15 protein-coding genes and 1 pseudogene are annotated in these 16,421 nt (G+C 72.3%); 7 read left to right on the forward strand and 9 right to left on the reverse strand.

The window, feature by feature from the left end; translation table 11 throughout:
* Positions 1-82 precede the first annotated feature (82 nt).
* Entirely contained in the window at positions 83-1,276 is a 1,194-nt protein-coding gene (locus tag ACFVYS_RS19545; RefSeq protein ID WP_389503530.1) for a D-alanyl-D-alanine carboxypeptidase family protein, read from the forward strand.
* 287 nt (positions 1,277-1,563) lie between these two features.
* On the opposite strand, the gene ACFVYS_RS19550 is transcribed toward ACFVYS_RS19545, so the two are convergent.
* Positions 1,564-2,343 (reverse strand): SDR family oxidoreductase, encoded by a 780-nt coding sequence (locus ACFVYS_RS19550; RefSeq protein ID WP_389503531.1) that lies wholly within the window; start codon positions 2,341-2,343, stop codon positions 1,564-1,566.
* 158 nt (positions 2,344-2,501) lie between these two features.
* On the opposite strand from ACFVYS_RS19550, the gene ACFVYS_RS19555 reads away from it, so the two are divergent.
* Positions 2,502-4,142: an alkaline phosphatase D family protein gene (locus tag ACFVYS_RS19555; protein ID WP_389503533.1), complete on the forward strand. Its 1,641-nt coding sequence runs from the start codon at positions 2,502-2,504 to the stop codon at positions 4,140-4,142.
* 19 nt (positions 4,143-4,161) lie between these two features.
* Here ACFVYS_RS19555 and ACFVYS_RS19560 read toward each other — a convergent pair whose 3' ends face one another.
* The 3 genes from ACFVYS_RS19560 to ACFVYS_RS19570 all read right to left on the reverse strand — a co-directional run bounded on the left by ACFVYS_RS19560 (position 4,162) and on the right by ACFVYS_RS19570 (position 7,668).
* Positions 4,162-5,148, reverse strand: a complete 987-nt coding sequence (locus ACFVYS_RS19560; RefSeq protein WP_389503535.1) for a small ribosomal subunit Rsm22 family protein — start codon at positions 5,146-5,148, stop codon at positions 4,162-4,164.
* Positions 5,149-5,233: 85 nt separating this feature from the next.
* Entirely contained in the window at positions 5,234-6,400 is a 1,167-nt protein-coding gene (locus ACFVYS_RS19565; protein WP_389503537.1) for a serine hydrolase domain-containing protein, read from the reverse strand.
* Positions 6,355-7,668 carry a multidrug effflux MFS transporter gene (locus ACFVYS_RS19570; RefSeq protein ID WP_389503539.1) on the reverse strand — a complete coding sequence of 438 codons (1,314 nt, stop codon included), beginning with the start codon at positions 7,666-7,668 and terminating at the stop codon, positions 6,355-6,357. The genes ACFVYS_RS19565 and ACFVYS_RS19570 overlap by 46 nt, the downstream gene beginning before the upstream one ends.
* Before the next feature lie 87 nt (positions 7,669-7,755).
* On the opposite strand from ACFVYS_RS19570, the gene ACFVYS_RS19575 reads away from it, so the two are divergent.
* The 3 genes from ACFVYS_RS19575 to ACFVYS_RS19585 all read left to right on the forward strand — a co-directional run bounded on the left by ACFVYS_RS19575 (position 7,756) and on the right by ACFVYS_RS19585 (position 10,303).
* On the forward strand, positions 7,756-8,757 hold the full coding sequence (locus ACFVYS_RS19575) for a Gfo/Idh/MocA family protein (protein ID WP_389503541.1): 1,002 nt from the start codon (positions 7,756-7,758) through the stop codon (positions 8,755-8,757).
* A 45-nt stretch (positions 8,758-8,802) separates the two neighbouring features.
* Positions 8,803-9,435, forward strand: coding sequence for a TetR/AcrR family transcriptional regulator (locus tag ACFVYS_RS19580; protein ID WP_389503543.1), 633 nt, complete (start codon positions 8,803-8,805; stop codon positions 9,433-9,435).
* Between the two features lie 130 nt (positions 9,436-9,565).
* Positions 9,566-10,303 (forward strand): bifunctional DNA primase/polymerase, encoded by a 738-nt coding sequence (locus ACFVYS_RS19585; RefSeq protein ID WP_389503545.1) that lies wholly within the window; start codon positions 9,566-9,568, stop codon positions 10,301-10,303.
* Positions 10,304-10,479: 176 nt separating this feature from the next.
* Here ACFVYS_RS19585 and ACFVYS_RS19590 read toward each other — a convergent pair whose 3' ends face one another.
* The 5 genes and pseudogenes from ACFVYS_RS19590 to ACFVYS_RS19610 form a co-directional block, all read right to left on the reverse strand.
* On the reverse strand, positions 10,480-11,505 hold the full coding sequence (locus ACFVYS_RS19590; protein ID WP_389503547.1) for a hypothetical protein: 1,026 nt from the start codon (positions 11,503-11,505) through the stop codon (positions 10,480-10,482).
* Positions 11,444-12,337, reverse strand: a complete 894-nt coding sequence (gene efeU / locus ACFVYS_RS19595; RefSeq protein ID WP_389503549.1) for an iron uptake transporter permease EfeU — start codon at positions 12,335-12,337, stop codon at positions 11,444-11,446. The genes ACFVYS_RS19590 and efeU overlap by 62 nt, the downstream gene beginning before the upstream one ends.
* A 3-nt stretch (positions 12,338-12,340) precedes the next feature.
* Positions 12,341-13,588, reverse strand: a complete 1,248-nt coding sequence (gene efeB, locus ACFVYS_RS19600; RefSeq protein WP_389503551.1) for an iron uptake transporter deferrochelatase/peroxidase subunit — start codon at positions 13,586-13,588, stop codon at positions 12,341-12,343.
* A gap of 15 nt (positions 13,589-13,603) precedes the next feature.
* Positions 13,604-14,743, reverse strand: coding sequence for an iron uptake system protein EfeO (gene efeO, locus ACFVYS_RS19605; RefSeq protein WP_389503553.1), 1,140 nt, complete (start codon positions 14,741-14,743; stop codon positions 13,604-13,606).
* A 189-nt stretch (positions 14,744-14,932) separates the two neighbouring features.
* A pseudogene (locus tag ACFVYS_RS19610) lies at positions 14,933-15,345 on the reverse strand (hemin ABC transporter ATP-binding protein); the annotation flags it as partial.
* 41 nt (positions 15,346-15,386) lie between these two features.
* Here ACFVYS_RS19610 and ACFVYS_RS19615 point away from each other — a divergent pair.
* The gene (locus ACFVYS_RS19615) at positions 15,387-16,031 is read left to right on the forward strand and encodes a PhzF family phenazine biosynthesis protein (protein WP_057599727.1); all 645 of its coding nucleotides are present in this window, start codon (positions 15,387-15,389) and stop codon (positions 16,029-16,031) included.
* 123 nt (positions 16,032-16,154) lie between these two features.
* The gene (locus ACFVYS_RS19620) at positions 16,155-16,379 is read left to right on the forward strand and encodes a hypothetical protein (protein ID WP_389503555.1); all 225 of its coding nucleotides are present in this window, start codon (positions 16,155-16,157) and stop codon (positions 16,377-16,379) included.
* Positions 16,380-16,421 lie beyond the last annotated feature (42 nt).

The raw sequence follows: 16,421 nt of genomic DNA on the forward strand, positions 1-16,421 counted from the left end.
AGGCTGTGGAGGGGCTTTTCCCAGGTGACAGCTGTTGGCTGGGGATTTCCTTTTTCCCCGAATCCCCTTGTACGGTCCCGCAGTGCACGCATTCTCGCGCCCTTCCCCGTGCCTGTCCCGGCGCTCCCTGCTGGCCCTCGCGGTCACTGCGGCCACCGCGCCACTGACCGCCGCACCGCTCGCGGCGACACCGGCAGCGGCCGCGTCCGACGTGGTGGTCGGCGGCGCGCGGCTCGTCGCCGACGGCGTCCAGGTGAACGGGGGCGGCGCCCTGCCGAAGAAGCTCACCGCCCGGGCCTGGCTGCTCGCCGACCAGGACAGCGGCGAGGTGCTCGCCTCTTACCGCGCGCATCTGCGGGTGGCGCCCGCCTCCACGCTGAAGATGCTGTTCGCGGACACCCTGCTGGACCGGTTCGAGCGCACCGAGCGCTATCTGGTCACCGACGCGGACCTGGCCGGCATCCCGTCCGGCTCCAGCCTCGTCGGCGTCAAGGCCGGGATCACCTACACCGTCGAGCAGTTGTGGCAGGGCGTGTTCCTGCGCTCGGGCAACGACGCCGTGCAGGTGCTCGCCCGGATGAACGGCGGGGTCGCGAAGACGGTCGCCGAGATGCAGGCGAGAGCGGTCGACCTCCAGGCGCTGGACACCCATGTCGTCAGCCCCGACGGTTACGACCACGACGGCCAGCTGTCCTCCGCCTACGACCTCGCCCTCTTCGCCCGGCACGGGCTGCGCGACGCCGACTTCCGGGCCTACTGCGGCACCAGGAGCGCCGAGTTCCCGGCCGGCGGCGGGAAGACCTTCCGGATCGAGAACACCGACCGGCTGCTGTCGGGCACGTACGGGGTGACGCCGTATCCGGGCATGATCGGCGTGAAGAACGGCTTCACCAGCAACGCCGGCAACACCTTCACCGGCGCCGCGACGCGCGCGGGGCGCACCCTCGTCGTCACCGTGCTGCATCCGAAGAGCGGTCACAACGCCGTCTACGAGGAGACGGCCGCGCTGCTCGACTGGGGCTTCGCGCAGGGGAGTTCGGCGCGGGCGGTGGGGACGCTGGTCGAGGCGCTGAGCGAGGGCGGGACCAGGGCGAGCGGGTCGTCCGCGGGGAAGGCGCCGCATGCCGGGGCGGAGGCCTCGGCGGCGGACGGCACGGGCCCGGACGGCTGGGGCGCGGTCGGCGGAGCCGCGGGAGCGGTGGCGCTGCTGGCGGGCGGGACGTACGCGCTGCGCCGGCGTCGGCGCCGGTCCGGCGAGGTGCCGCCGGCGAGTTGATGGTGCGGCAGCCGTCCCACGGCGCCGGTGCGTACCTCGCGGTCCCGGCGAGGTCCACCCCCACCCGGTGCCCTGGGACGGCTGCCCCTCCCCCTCGGTGTGGCTGGTGGTGGTGCGGGGCGGAACTGTCGTACATCAAGTGTGAAGTTCTTGTGGAGAAGAGTTGAGCATAGGTCCGCCACCGGCCGCAATGGTGCGGACGGAGAAACTCCGCTTGTGCAGGTTGAGGAGTTGACGACCTGTGGGCGGCCGGCGTGCCGACCACGGCCCGTCCTCGGCGGGTGTCCTCAGCCCCGTCCCACGTACGGCATCGCCGTGGCCAGCACCGTCGCGAACTGCACGTTCGCCTCCAGCGGCAGCTCCGCCATGTGCCGTACCGTGCGGGCCACGTCGGCGACGTCCATCACCGGTTCCGGCGCGGTCTCCCCGCTCGCCTGAAGCGCGCCCGTCCGCATCCGCGCCGTCATGTCGGTGGCCGCGTTGCCGATGTCGATCTGGCCGACCGCGATGCCGTACGCCCGGCCGTCCAGCGAAAGGGACTTCGTCAGGCCGGTGAGGGCGTGCTTGGTCGCCGTGTAGGGCGCCGACAGCGGGCGGGGTGTGTGCGCCGAGACGGAGCCGTTGTTGATGATCCGGCCGCCCCGCGGATCCTGCTCCTTCATCTGCCGGTAGGCCCCCTGCGCGCACAGGAACGCCCCGTTGAGGTTGGTGTCCACCACGTGCCGCCAGGCGTCGTAGGGGAGCTCCTCGAACGGCACGCCGCCCGGCCCGAAGGTACCGGCGTTGTTGAACAGCAGGTCCAGCCGCCCGAAGCGGTCCCGCACGGTGTCGAAGAGGGCCGCCACCTCCTCCGGGCGTGAGACGTCCGTCCGTACGGCGAGACTCGGGCCCTCGGGCACCAGCGCGGCCGTTGCCTCCAGGGTCTCGGCGCGCCGCCCGGCCAGCGCCACCGACCAGCCCGCGCGCAGCAGTTCCACGGACACCGCCCGTCCGATCCCGGACCCGGCGCCGGTGACGATCGCGATCTTCGGCGGTCCGGGTGGTCCGGCAGTGAGGTTCGCATCCATGGCCCCGCAGCGTACGTGAGCGGCACCCTTCGGAGCCGGCATGCGGAACGCACGCGTCCGACATCTGACTGTTGTGTACGCGCCAACCTGGCGATGCCCCCGGGCCGTCTCCGGCCACTCCAATGCCTTCTGCCGCCACTTTTCAGGGGAGGACCGGAATGACACCCGCAGCCCACCAGTCCCAACATGCCCCCGAACTCCGTGCCACCGCCCGCCACTTGGGGCGCCGCCGCTTCCTCACCGGCACCGCGGCCGCCGCCGCGCTCGCCTTCACGGTGAACCTGCCCGCCGCCGGTACCGCGGCCGCCGCCGAACTCGACCCGGCCCGGATCACCGACGAACCCTTCACCCTCGGCGTCGCCTCCGGCGACCCGCTGCCCGGCTCCGTCCTCCTCTGGACCCGCCTCGCGCCCGCCCCGTACCAGGCGGACGGCGGACTGCCCGCCCAGCGGATCACCGTGCACTGGGAACTGGCCCGCGACGAGTCCTTCCGCCGGCCCGTCAGACGCGGCACCACCCTCGCGCACCCGGAGTTCGGCCACAGCGTGCACGTCCAGGTGGACGGCCTCGAGAACGACCGGGTGTACTACTACCGCTTCAAGGCGGGCACCTGGATCAGCCGCACCGGCCGTACCCGGACCGCCCCCGCACCCGGCGCGAAAACGGCCGCCCTGACCGTCGGCGTGGTCTCCTGCCAGCGCTACGACCAGGGTTACTTCACCGCGTACAAGCACCTGGCCGAGGACGACGTGGACCTCGTCCTGCACCTCGGCGACTACCTCTACGAGTACGCCGTCAGCGGCGTCGGAGGCGCCCGCGCCTACCCCGCCGGGACCGTGCCCGCCGTCTACGGCCACGAGATGGTGACGCTGGACGACTACCGCCTCAAGTACGCGCTGTACAAGTCGGACCCCGACCTGCTGGCCGCGCACGCCGCCCACCCGTTCGTCGTCACCTGGGACGACCACGAGACCGAGAACAACTACGCGGGCGCGGTGTCGGAGAACGACGACCCCGCCGAGGAGTTCCTCATCCGCCGGGCCGCCGCCTACCGCGCCTACTGGGAGAACCAGCCGCTGCGCCGCCCGCAGCTCCCCGACGGTCCCGACCTCAGGCTCTACCGGCGCCTGCACTGGGGCCGGCTCGCCCAGTTCGACGTCCTCGACACCCGCCAGTACCGCTCCGACCAGGCGTACGGCGACGGCTGGAAGGTCCCGGGACCCGAGTCCGAGGACCCGGCGCGCACCCTCACCGGTGACACCCAGGAGCGCTGGCTGATCGACGGCTGGCGCCGCTCGCGCGCCCTGTGGAACGTTGTCCCGCAGCAGGTCACCTTCGCCCGGCGGTACAACTCCACCACCGCGCCCTCCCAGGTCTCGATGGACTCCTGGGACGGCTACCCGGCTTCTCGGGAGCGGATCCTGACCGGCGCGGAGGCGGCGGGTGTGGAGAACCTGATGGTCCTCACGGGCGACGTCCATGTGCACTACGGCTTCGACATCAAGCGGGACTTCGCCGACCAGGCGTCGAAGACGCTCGGCACGGAGATCGTCACCTCGTCGATCTCCAGCGGCGGCAACGGCTCGGCGAAGCCCGCCAACTGGGCCACCTTCATGGCCGCCAACCCGCACCTGAGGTTCTACAACGGCCTGCGCGGCTACGCGACCGTCTCGCTCGGCCGCGACCTCGCCCGCGCCGACTTCAAGACCGTCCCGTACGTCACCACGCAGGGCGCCCCCCTCACCACGGCCGCCTCCTTCGTCACGGAGGTCGGCGACCAGGGGCTCAAGCCTGCCTGAGCCGCCTGTGCCACGGCGCTCACGGGGCCGGCGGCCAGGCGTCGCCCCAGTCGGCGTCCCGGGCCGCCCGGTACAGGTCGCCGTGCTTCTTCGTCACCGTCGTACGACTCAGCCGCTCCTCGGTCTCGCACAGGTCGAGGAGCACCTGGCCCTTGCGGATCTGCGGCCGCCGGACCACCCGGGAGGAGACGGGGGAGACGGGGAAACGGGCGGCGGCGACATAGCTGAACTTCTCGTCCTCGTAGGGCAGCGAGCCGCCCTTGACCTGACGGTGCAGGGAGGAGCGGCTGACCCGCGCCGAGAAGTGGCACCAGTCGGTGCCGGGCACGATCGGACAGGCCGCGCTGTGCGGGCAGGGCGCGGCGACCCGGAACCCGGCGGCGATCAGCCGGTCGCGGGCCTCGATCACCCGGGCGTAGCCGTCCGGGGTGCCCGGCTCGACGATCACCACGGCCTGCGCGGCCGACGCGGCGGCGTCCACCAGCACGGCCCGGTCAGGGGCGGCCAGCTCGTTGAGGACGTAGGAGACGGTGACCAGGTCCGCGGGCTCCAGGGCGAGGGCCGTGCCGATGCGGGCGCGCTGCCAGCGGGCGTCGCGCAGCGCCGGGTGCGCGGCGGCGATCTCGCGGCCGAGGGCCAGCGCGGGCTCCGCCCAGTCGAGCACGGTCACCGGGCGGGTCCCGTCCCAGGTGGAACTCACCGCCCAGGTCGCCGCGCCCGTGCCGCCGCCGACGTCCACATGACTGCCCGGCGACCACTGCGGCACGGCGTCCGCGAACGCCTCCAGCGCCGACCGCACCGCCTCGAAGGTCGCCGGCATCCGGTACGCGGCGTACGCGACCACGTCCGCCCGGTCGCGCAGGATGGGGGCGTCGGTGGGGGTGGCGCCCCGGTAGTTGGCGATGAGCCGCTCGACGGCCTGTCCGGCCTGCTTGGGCGGCAGCCCGTCGAGCAGGTCCGTCAGGGCACCGCGGAGGGTCTCGGAAACGGATACGGAGACGTTCACCCCCGGATTTTCTCAGGTCCGGGCCACTGCCCTCACCGCGCGGCCCTCGCAGCTCCGCCCTCGCACGGCCCTCGCAGCGCCGCCCTCACCGCACCGCCATCGCCAGCCGCGTTCCCACCAGAGCGCGTGGCGCGCTGTCCGGCGCCCGTCGCCTCGGGTGCACCGTGTTCGCCAGCAGCACCACGAACGTGTCCGTCGCCGGATCCAGCACCAGCGAGGTCCCGGTGAACCCGGTGTGCCCCGCCGCGCCCTCGCCCGCCAGCTCGCCCATGAACCACGACTGGTCCACCGCGAAGCCCAGCCCCGGCGGGGTCAGCAGGAGTTCCACGAAGTCGGGGCCGAGGATCCGGGCGGGACCGTACGAACCGCCCGACAGCAGGGTGCGGCAGAACACCGCCAGGTCGTGGCCCGTGGAGAACAGCCCCGCGTGACCGGCCACCCCGCCCAGCGCCCAGGCGTTCTCGTCGTGCACCACGCCCCGCAGCATCCCCCGGTCCGCCTTCGCCCACGGCCGCCGCTGGTCCTCGGTCGCCGCAGCGCCGGGGCACGGGCCGAAGTCGGTCGAGGTCATGCCCAGCGGACGGGTGATCCCCTCCCGCACGAGGACGTCGAGGGTGCGGCCGGTCAGACGCTCCAGGAGCTGCTGCAGCAGCAGCATGTTCAGGTCCGAGTACAGGTACGTGCCGGGTGCGCCGACCGGCGTCTCCGCGCGTAGCAGCGCCCAGCGCCGGGTGTCGTCCGCGCACTCGTACAGGGGCAGCTCGGGGCGCAGCCCGGAGGTGTGGGTGAGGAGCTGGCGGACGGTGATGCCGTGGGCGGCGGCCGCGTGGAAGTCGGGCAGATAGGCGCCCACCCGGGCGTCGATGCCGAGGGTGCCGCGTTCGATCTGCTGCACCGCCGCGACCGAGGTGAACAGCTTGGTGAGGGACGCCAGATCGAAAGGGGTGTCGACGGTCATCGGGATCCGTGCCCCGGCCGGGAGCTCCACCCCCGCGTCGGCCGCCGGGTCGTACGCCGAGTACCGCACCGCCCAGCCCACCGCCTCCCGCACGGCGATCACCGGGCCGCGCCCGGCGACCACGACGGCGCCCGCCGCCCAGGGCCGGTCGCCGGTGGTGAGGTCCACCACGTCGCGGACGAGGAGCCGCGTCTCCGCCGGGTCGAGCCCGGCCCGTTCCGGTGTGTCGACGCGCAGTCTCGGTGCGCTCAGCTCACTGCTCCTTCCGCGCCCGCCTTCGTCCAGGGACGGCACATTCCCACGAAGCAGGCCACCGCCACCAGTGCGGCGGCCAACTGGACGACGGCCATCGGGACGGCCGTGTGCTCGCCGGCGATCCCGACGAGCGGCGAGGCGATCGCGCCGATGAGGAAGGAGGAGGTGCCGAGGAGCGCGGAGGCGGACCCGGCGGAGTGCCGGACCCGCGTCAGGGCGAGGGTCTGCGCGTTGGGCAGCGTGACGCCCATCGCGGACATCAGGACGAACAACGCGGCGGCCACCGGCGCCAGCCCGACCTCGCCGAACACCCCCGTCGTCATCAGCAGCAGGGCGGTCGCGGCCAGCACGACCACCGAGAGACCGACGGCCAGGACCCGGTCCAGCCGGACGCGGCCCACCAACAGCCTGCCGTTGACCTGGCCGATCAGCACCAGTCCGACCGAGTTCACGCCGAACAGCAGCCCGAACGTCTGCGGAGAGGCGCCGTAGATCTCCTGGACCACGAACGGCGAAGCGCTGATGTACGCGAACAGCGCGGCGAAGGTGAAACCGCCCGTGAGCATGTACCCGGTGAAGGGCAGGTCGCCGAGGAGCCGGCGCATCGAGCGCAGGGCCTCGCCGACCCCGCCCGCGTGGCGCTCGGCGGCGGGCAGCGTCTCCGGCAGCCGGGTCCACACCACCACGGCCAGCAGCAGCCCCACCCCCGTGAGGAGCACGAACACGCCCCGCCAGTCCGTCGCCCGCAGGATCTGCGCGCCGATCAGCGGCGCCACGACCGGGGCGACCCCGGAGATCAGCATCAGGGTGGAGAAGAACCGGGCCATCGCCACGCCGTCGTACAGATCCCGTACGACGGCCCGCGCGATCACGATCCCGGCCGCGCCCGCGAGCCCCTGCAGCAGCCGGCAGGCGACCAGCAGCTCGACGGTGGGCGCCAGGGCGCACAGGGCGGTCGCCACGACGTAGACGACGAGTCCGGCCAGCAGCGGGCGCCTGCGCCCCCACCGGTCGCTCATCGGGCCGACCACCAGCTGCCCCAGCGCCATACCGGCCAGGCACGCGGTCAGCGTGAGCTGCACGGTCGCGGCGGGCGCGTGCAGGGAGCGGGTCACCTCCGGCAGCGCCGGGAGGTACATGTCCATCGAGAGCGGGGGAGTGGCGGTCAGTCCGCCCAGCACGAGCGTGACGAGCAGCCCCGCCCGGCGCCGGGCGGACAGCGTCGGCCCCGCTCCCCGGCCCGTGCTCGTCCCCCGGTCCGTCACGGCCTTCGGCGCCGCGTCAGGTATGGCCCCACCCTCCGGCATCCGGCCGCCCCTCCCTCTCCGACATCTGTGCCACCTATGCTCTCAGCTCGAACACACTGCTGGGACGGCACGAGGACGGGGCAGGGTATGACGACGGACACGGTGCGGTGGGGCATCCTGGCGACCGGCGGGATCGCCGCCGCGTTCACGGCGGATCTGATCGACCTGCCCGACGCCGAGGTCGTCGCGGTCGCCTCGCGCTCCGAGGTCTCCGCGAAGGCGTTCGCCGACCGGTTCGGCATACCCCGGGCCTACGGCGACTGGGCCGCGCTCGCCGCCGACGAGGACATCGATGTCGTCTACGTCGCCACCCCGCACGCCGCCCACCGCACCGCCGCCGGACTCTGCCTGGAGGCCGGGCGCAACGTGCTGTGCGAGAAGGCGTTCACGCTGAACCTGCGCGAGGCCGAGGAACTGGTCGCGCTGGCCAGGGAGCACGACCGCTTCCTCATGGAAGCCATGTGGATGTACTGCAACCCGGTGATCCGCCGCCTCAAGGCCCTCGTCGACGACGGCGCGATCGGCGAGGTCCGCACCGTGCAGGCCGACTTCGGCCTCGAAGGCCCCTTCCCGCCCTCGCACCGGCTGCGCGACCCCGCCCAGGGCGGCGGCGCCCTCCTCGACCTCGGTGTCTACCCGGTCGCCTTCGCCCACCTCCTGCTCGGCGCGCCCTCGGGCATCGCCGCCCAGGCCGTCCTGTCCGCCGAGGGCGTCGACCTGCAGACGGCGCTGGCCCTGTCCTGGGACTCCGGCGCGCTCGCCGCCCTGCACTGCTCCGTGGCCGGCGGTACGGGTACCACCGCCTCCGTCACCGGCTCACGCGGCCGGATCGACATCCCGTCCGGCTTCTTCCATCCCGACCGCCTCGTCCTGCACCGCGACGGACGTGACCCCGAGGAGTTCGCCGCCGACCCGGCCGACGGGCCCCGCACGACCTTCCGGCACGAGGCCCGCGAGGTCATGCGGGCGCTGCGGGCCGGCGAGACCGAGTCCCCGCTGGTCCCGCTCGACGGCAGCCTCGCGGTCATGCGCACCCTCGACACGGTCCGTGAGCGGATCGGCGTGCGCTACCCGGGCGAGGACGCGTGACAGTTCGCGAGACGTCCCGTCTCACCCGCTTGGTACCGTCGACCCATGGTCACCCAGTCCGGTAAGCCGGCCCCCGACACCACCCGCCGCAGCGAGCGGTCCCGGCGCGCCATCTACGATGCCGCGCTCGCCCTCGTCGCGGAGACCGGCTACGCCAAGACCACGATCGAGGGCATCGCCGCCCGCGCGGGCGTCGGCAAGCAGACCATCTACCGCTGGTGGGGGTCGAAGGCCGACGTCCTGCTGGAGGCATTCCTCGACCTCAGCGAACAGGCGGCGCGGGACGCGGGCGCCTCGGCCCAGGAGCCGTACGTCATCCCCGACACCGGCGACCTGGCCGCCGACATCAAGGCCGTCCTGCGGGCCACCGTCGACCAGCTCACGGACCCCAGGTTCGAGGCGCCGTCCCGGGCCCTGGCCGCCGAGGGCGTGGTCAACGAACAGGTCGGCCGCGAGTTCACCGCCAAGCTGATGGCACCGTCCATCCAGCTGTACGTCGACCGGCTGCGCGCCGCGCAGGAGGCCGGCCAGGTCCGCGCCGACCTCGACCCGCGCATCGCCCTGGAGTTCTTCATCTCCCCGCTCGCCCAGCGCTGGCTCCAGTACACGGGCCCGATCTCCTACGAGTACACCGACGCCCTCGTCGACTACGCCCTGCACGGTCTGGCCCCGCGCTGACCTCGCACCACATGGGTGACTCTGGCCCCACCCGTCCCACCTGCCCCGATTCACGGCTACAGCCCCCCGATGCGCAGGATGGTGGGACCATGAGGCATGCTGTCCGCACCACAGCGAGGCGAGGGGACAGATGAGCGCGGAGTTCGGCGGCCGGACCGGCCTGTGGGGGAAGATCTCGGAGTGGCTGCGCACGAGCGGCCCGACGGAGGCCGCCGACGACGGCGACCGTGAGGCCCTGCTGCTGGCCGCCGCCGGAGCGGGATTCCCGCTCGCGCCCGCCGCGCACCCGGCCCCCGGCTACGGCTGCTCCTGCGACCGGGTCGGCTGTCCGACCCCCGCCCGGCACCCGGTGTCCTTCGCCTGGCAGACGCAGTCCACGACCGACCGCGCGCAGATCGAGCGCTGGGCCCGCCACCAGCCGCAGGCCAACTTCATCACCGCCACCGGCATGACGCACGACGTCCTCGACGTGCCGCTGGAGGCGGGCCGGCAGGCCCTGGAGCGGCTGCTCGACTCCGGTGTCGAGGTCGGCCCGGTCGCCGAGAGCGACGAGGGCCGCATGCTGTTCTTCACCCTCACCCGCGGCACCCCCGAGGACGAGGACGAGTGGTGGCCGTGCGCCCTGGACTGCCACCCCGAGACCATGGACGAGCACCCCGGTCTGCGCTGGCACTGCCGTGGCTCCTACGTCCTGGTACCGCCCGCCCGGCTCCCCGGCGACGACGGCCGGTCCGTGCACTGGCTGCGCGGACCCGAGCACGCGCTGCCCGACCCGCTGACCCTCCTCGAAACCCTCACGGACGCCTGCGCCCGCCACGCCGGCCAGGAGTCCGACCACGCGAACACGGCCTGGCCCTCCCGCCCGTAAGGAGCGCGGGCGCGTTCGCGCCCTGCAAGGTGCGCGGGGAACCGCGCGCCAGCCCCGACGCACCCGCAGGTACACGACGCACCCGCAAGGTGCGCGGGGGACCGCGCGCCCAGCCCCGACCCACCCGCAGCGCACGACGCACCCCCAGGTGACTTAGCAGGCGCCCAGCGGAGCGCTTACGCGCCCTTCGCCGCCGTCAGGCCTTCCAGACGGCTGAGCATCGACACCTTGCCGTTCCCCGCGCCCTTCGCGGGGGTCAGGGCGACGTCGTTGGCGACGAACTCCATCGTCAGGGACTGCTTGATCTCACCGGTCGTCAGCGCGGCCACGTTCTTGTTCGGCGTGGGCACGGCGGCGCCCGCCGCGGCCGTCTGCTTCATGTAGTGGTGCGTGGTGAAGAAGACCAGCGCCCCGCCGTCCGCGGTGCGCAGCGCCAGCGGCGCGTAGTCGCCGCCGGTCAGCGGCTCGTCGACGTACTGCGTGGCCAGGCCCGGCTTGGTGGCGTTCTTCGCCCGGGTCGAGCGCAGCGCGTCGGTGTAAGCGCCGTTCGTGAAGGCACCCTTGCCGCTCCGCAGATACGCCGTGTAGTCCTTGCTCAAGTCCTTGGGAGCGACGGCCAGTTCGGCGGAGTCAGCGGGTACGGCCTCGGCGTGGCCGTCCTTGCCCGCCTGCTGGAACGCCGGTACGGAGCCCGGCGCCACCAACGTCAGATAGGTCGCCTGCCACGGCTCCGACCGCTCACCCCGGCTGAACACCATCAACCAGCGTGAGTCACCGCCCTTGTTGCCCTTCGCGTCGGCGACGAACCAGCGCGGCCAGCCCGCCTTCTCGACGATCGTGTACTTCACGTCCGACAGCACCAGCGGTGTGTGCTGCGGGTTGCCGTCCGGGTTGTTGACGCGGCCCGCCTTCAGCCGCGCCTCGTCGATGATCCCGAGGGCACCGGTGGTGTAGTCGGCGTCCAGAGAACTGTCGTACGCCGCATCGGCCTTGTTGTAGGCGGACGTGAATTGCTCGACCGCCTTCACGGCTTCCGACTTCGTGGCGGCCGGGAGCAGTTCGAGCTCCCCGTGGACCACCACGCAGCCGCTCGCCGTGAGCGAGACGGCGGTGAGTGACGCCGCTACGAGTGCGTACCGGTCACGTGCGCGGAGCCTTCGACTGCGCGGCACCCCGGTCCTCAGGCTGCGTTCCCTGCTCATCAGGCGACTTCACCTTCCCCTTCCCGGAGGCGAACCCTACCGGGGCGAGGAACAGCGCGAGCGTCGGGACCAGGTACAGCAGCCACACCGTGACCTGGAGGACCGTCGGATCGGGCTGGAAGTTGAACACGCCCTTCAGCAGCGTGCCGTACCAGCTGTCCGGCGGGAGCGTGCCAGTGATGTCGAAGGCCAGGTTGGTCAGGCCCGGGACCAGGTCGGCCTCCTGGAGGTCGTGGACGCCGTACGCCAGCACGCCCGCGGCCACCACGACGAGCATGCCGCCGGTCCAGGTGAAGAACTTCGCGAGGTTGATCTTCAGCGCCCCGCGGTAGAACAGCCAGCCCAGCAGGACGGCCGTCGCCAGGCCCAGGGCCACGCCGATCAGCGGGCGTGGGGTGCCGTCGCCGGCCGCGTGCACCGACGCCCACACGAACAGGGCGGTCTCCAGGCCCTCCCGGCCGACCGCGAGGAAGGCGGTGGCGACCAGGGCACCGGTGCCCATCGCGAGGGCCGCGTCCAGCTTGCCGTGCAGCTCCGACTTCAGATGCCGGGCGGTGCGCCGCATCCAGAACACCATCCAGGTCACCAGGCCGACCGCGAGGATCGACAGGGAGCCGCCGAGCGCCTCCTGCGCCTGGAACGTCAGTTCCTGGGAGCCGAATTCGAGGACGCAGCCGAAGCCGAGCGCGAGCGCGACCGCGACGCCGATGCCGATCCAGATCGGCTTGAGGGCGTCCCTGCGGTCCGTCTTCACCAGGTAGGCGATGAGGATGCAGACGACGAGGCTGGCCTCCAGACCCTCGCGCAGTCCGATCAGATAATTGGAGAACACGGGCTACGCCTCCTTGGAGAACAGCGTCCGGCCCCACCAGTCGTCCTTGTCACGGACGCCCGGCGGGACGGCGAAGACGGCCGAACCCACGTGCTGGATGTACTCGTTGAGCGCGTCGGACGCGAGGTTGCGCTGGACGCGGACGAACCCCTCGCGCACATCGCGCTGGTAGGCGAGGAAGAACAGACCGGCCTCCAGCCGGCCGAGGCCGTCGGTGCCGTCGGTGAAGGAGTAGCCGCGGCGCAGGAGCGTCGCCCCGTGGTTGGAGTCCGGGTGCGCGAGCCGTACGTGCGCGTCGGGCTTCATCGCCTTCAGGAACGGCTCGTCGCGCTCCTTGGCCTTGCCGACCGGAGCGCCCTCGCCCTTGTCGCGGCCGAAGATGTCCTCCTGCTCCTGGAGCGAGGTGCGGTCCCAGGTCTCGATGTGCATACGGATCCGGCGGGCGACGAGATAGGAGCCGCCCACCATCCAGTCGGGACCGTCCTTCTCGCCGACCCAGACGAACTTCTTCAGCCGGTCGGTCTCGGTGCCCGCGATGTTGCGGGTGCCGTCCTTGAAGCCCATCAGGTTGCGCGGGGTCTGCGCGTCGGGCGTCGTGGACGAGGTCTTGCCGAAGCCGAGCTGCGACCAGCGGATGACGACCTTGCCCATGCCGAGCCGGGCCAGGTTGCGGATCGCGTGCACGGCGACCTGCGGATCGTCCGCGCAGGCCTGGACGCACAGGTCGCCGTTGCTGCGGGCCGCGTCGAGCGCGTCCCCGGCGAACGTGGGCAGGTCGATCAGGGCGTCGGGCCGTTGGTCGGCGAGGCCGAACTTCTTGAACAGCGACGGCCCGAAGCCGACCGTCAGGGTCAGCCGGGACGGCTTGAGTCCCAGGGCCTCGCCGGTGTCGTCCGGCGGCGCCTCGGGGAGACCGCCGAAGGCGCCCTCGCCGACCGCCTCGCCGGCCGTCATCCGGCGGGCCGCCTCCGTCCAGTCCTTCAGCAGCTGGACGAACTCGGCGCGGTCCGTGGTCGTCACGTCGAACGCGGCGAAGTGCAGCCGGTCCTGCACGGGAGTGGCGATGCCCGCCTGGTACGTGCCGTGGAAGCCGACCGCGGCGCCCGCCTCGGCGGCCGCCGGGTCGACGTCGTCGCCGGTGCGGGTCATCGCGACCGCGCCGCCGGCCGCGGCGGCGCCGAGCGCGAGCCCGGCACCGCCCCAGCCGATCAGCGACCGGCGGGACGGCACGCTGCCCTGGGTCTCGGTCATGTCCTGGCCCCTCGGTTACTTCGCCACGGCGGCGGCGAGCTTGGACAGCGGCTCGGCGAGCGCGTTGACCGCGTCGGACAGTTCCTTGCGGTCGGCGGCGCCGACCTTGTCGTACGCGGTGAACGCGTACGAAGACGTGTTCGGGCGGTACTTGTCCAGCAGCGTGTTCAGCGCGGCGAACTGCTTGTCCAGCTCGGTGACCAGGGCCGCGTCGTTCTCCTTGGCGACCGGCTTGAGCAGCTCGTACGACTTCTCGGCGCCCTCGACGTTGGCCTTGAAGTCGACGAGGTCGGTGTGCGAGTAGCGCTCCTCCTCGCCGGTGACCTTGCCGGTGGCGACCTCGTCGAGGAGCTCCTTGGCGCCGTTGGCCATGGAGGTCGGGGTGATCTCGGCCTTGCCGACCCGCTTCTGCCAGTCGGTCAGGTCGGTGGTGAGCTGGTCGGCGAGGGTCTTCTCGGCGGCGGTGATCTTCTTGTCCTGCCAGAGGGCCTTCTCCAGCCGGTGCCAGCCGGTCCAGGTCTGGCCGGCCTCCAGGCCGTCCGCGCGGACGTCGACCTTCGGGTCGATGTCGCCGAAGGACTCCGCGACCGGCTCGGTGCGCTCCCAGCCGATGCGGGAGGGCGCGTAGGCCGCCTTGGCCGCCTCGAGGTCGCCGGCCTTGACCGCCTTCACGAAGGTCGCGACGAGCGGCAGCGTGGCGTCGGCCTGCTCCTGCGCGTACTCGCGGTAGGCGGCGACCGCCTTGTCCAGACGCGGGTCACGCTTGGCCACCGAGCCACCGGTGACCTTGAGGTCCTGGCGGATGCCGGTGCCCTTCATGCCGGGCTTGCAGGCGATCTGGTAATCACCGGCCTTCACCTCGGCGGTGACCCGCTGCTTGGTGCCGGGGCCGATGTTCTCCCGCTCGCTGACGATCCGGTCGTCGGGGAAGAGGATGTAGACCTCGGTGACCTTGGAACCCTTGTTCTCGATGGCGAGCTCGACGTGTCCGGCGGAGATCTCCTTCTTGGAGGTCACGCACTTGGCGTCGGTGGCGGTCACGCTGATGACCCGGTCGCCGTCTTTCGCGTCGCTCTTCGAGGTGCAGCCGGTGACGGCGGTCAGTGCGGTCACGGCGGTGACGGCGGTGACTACGGACAGTCTGGCGGCTCGCATTCGGGCTCCCAGCGATGGCTGAATAGTGTCGTGACGCGGCTCACAAGGGTTGGTGAGCCTCGCCTAACTTATCCAAGGCTTACCTGCGTAATACCCGCCCGTGCAGTGATTCAGCTCTCATAGACGCCGTAAGAGCACGAGCGGATCACGATGACTCAAAACGGACCCCAAGGGATGGTCAAAGGAGATTCAAAGATTCCGTTTCGGGGTCACCGGCACCGCTCCCCTCCGGGGGTGCGAAACCACCTCGACCGCTGGTCGTAGGCATCCGAAAGCAGCCGCCCGGTGAACACCTCGCCCGGCGGACCGTCCGCCGCCACCCGCCCGGCGCACTGGATCGCGACCCGGTGCGCGCAGGCGGCGGCGAGCCCCGGATCGTGCGGCACCACGACCACCGCGTCCCCCTCGCGGCGCGCGCCGCGCCGGCACCCGGGCCGGCGCGACCCGCCCGCTCGCCGCCGCTCGGCGCGGAGAAGGGCCGCGCGGCGAACCCGCTCACCTCGGTGGTGGCCATCGCCGCGGCGACCGTGCGGTCGTCCTCGGCGGGGGAGGAAGTGTGGCGGGGCGCGCCCCATTCGGACGACCTCCTCGACGGTGAACGGCTCGGGCGCCCCCGGCCGCCCGACGGTGCTTCAATTCCCCGGTGACTGATTACGACGTGCTCCGCGTCTTCTGCGCGCCGAACGGCGGCTACGGCAATGAACTGGGCGTGGTTCGCGAAGGGTCGGTGCTGCCGGACCGCGAGGACCGGCAGGACCTCGCGGCGAAACTCGGCTTCGGCGAGACGGTGTTCGTCGACGACCCCGAGCGCGGGATCATCGACGTCTACACGCCCACCCGGCGCCTGTCCTTCGCGGACCACTCGTGCGTGGGCGTCGCCTGGCTGCTCGACGTGCCCGAACTCGTCACGCCGGCCGGTGCCGTGGGCACCCGCCTGGACGGCGAGTTCACCTGGATCGAGGCGCGCGCGGAGTGGGCCCCGCCGTGCGTGTTCCACCGGTACGCCACCGCCGCCGAGGTGGACGATCTGCCCGTGCCGCCGGCCGGCGACTGGATCTACGCCTGGGCCTGGGAGGACGAGCCGGCCGGCCGGATCCGCGCCCGCGGCTTCCCCGGCCGCGGTGACGGCGTCGACGAGATCGAGGCGACGGGCGCGCCGGCGCTGCTGCTCACCGAGCGGCTCGGCCGGGCCCTGAACATCACCCAGGGTGCGGGCTCCCAGATCCTGACGGCCCCGCAGCCGTACGGGTGGGTGGAGATCGGCGGCCGGGTGTTCCTGGAGCGCTGAACCCTAGGGCCGGTCGCGGGCGTCCGCGTACTTCTACGCGGCCGTACGGGTGGTCTGGCGTGTGCGGGAGTAAACGAACGGGGACCTCTGGGCGTGACCACTGAGCCCCGTGAGAGGAACGCCATGCGTATCCGTTCAGTTCTGGCCGCAACCGTCCTGGGTATCGCCCTCGCCGCCACCGGTGCGACGGCCGCCACCGCCGACGAGGGTCCCCGCCAGCACCACGAGGAGCCCCGCGAGCACCACCACTTCGGTGGGGACGAGGGTGTCTGCAGCCCGTACATCGGCGCGGTCGACACGGTCTCGGCCGACATCTTCTGGGCCGGCAAGCACTGCGACCGATTCTGATCAGGCGCCGGGCCCCCTCGCCGTGAGTGCGGCGAGGGGGCC

Source organism: Streptomyces sp. NPDC058295, assembly GCF_042880655.1.
In the GTDB taxonomy this organism is placed as follows: Bacteria; Actinomycetota; Actinomycetes; order Streptomycetales; family Streptomycetaceae; genus Streptomyces; species Streptomyces coriariae.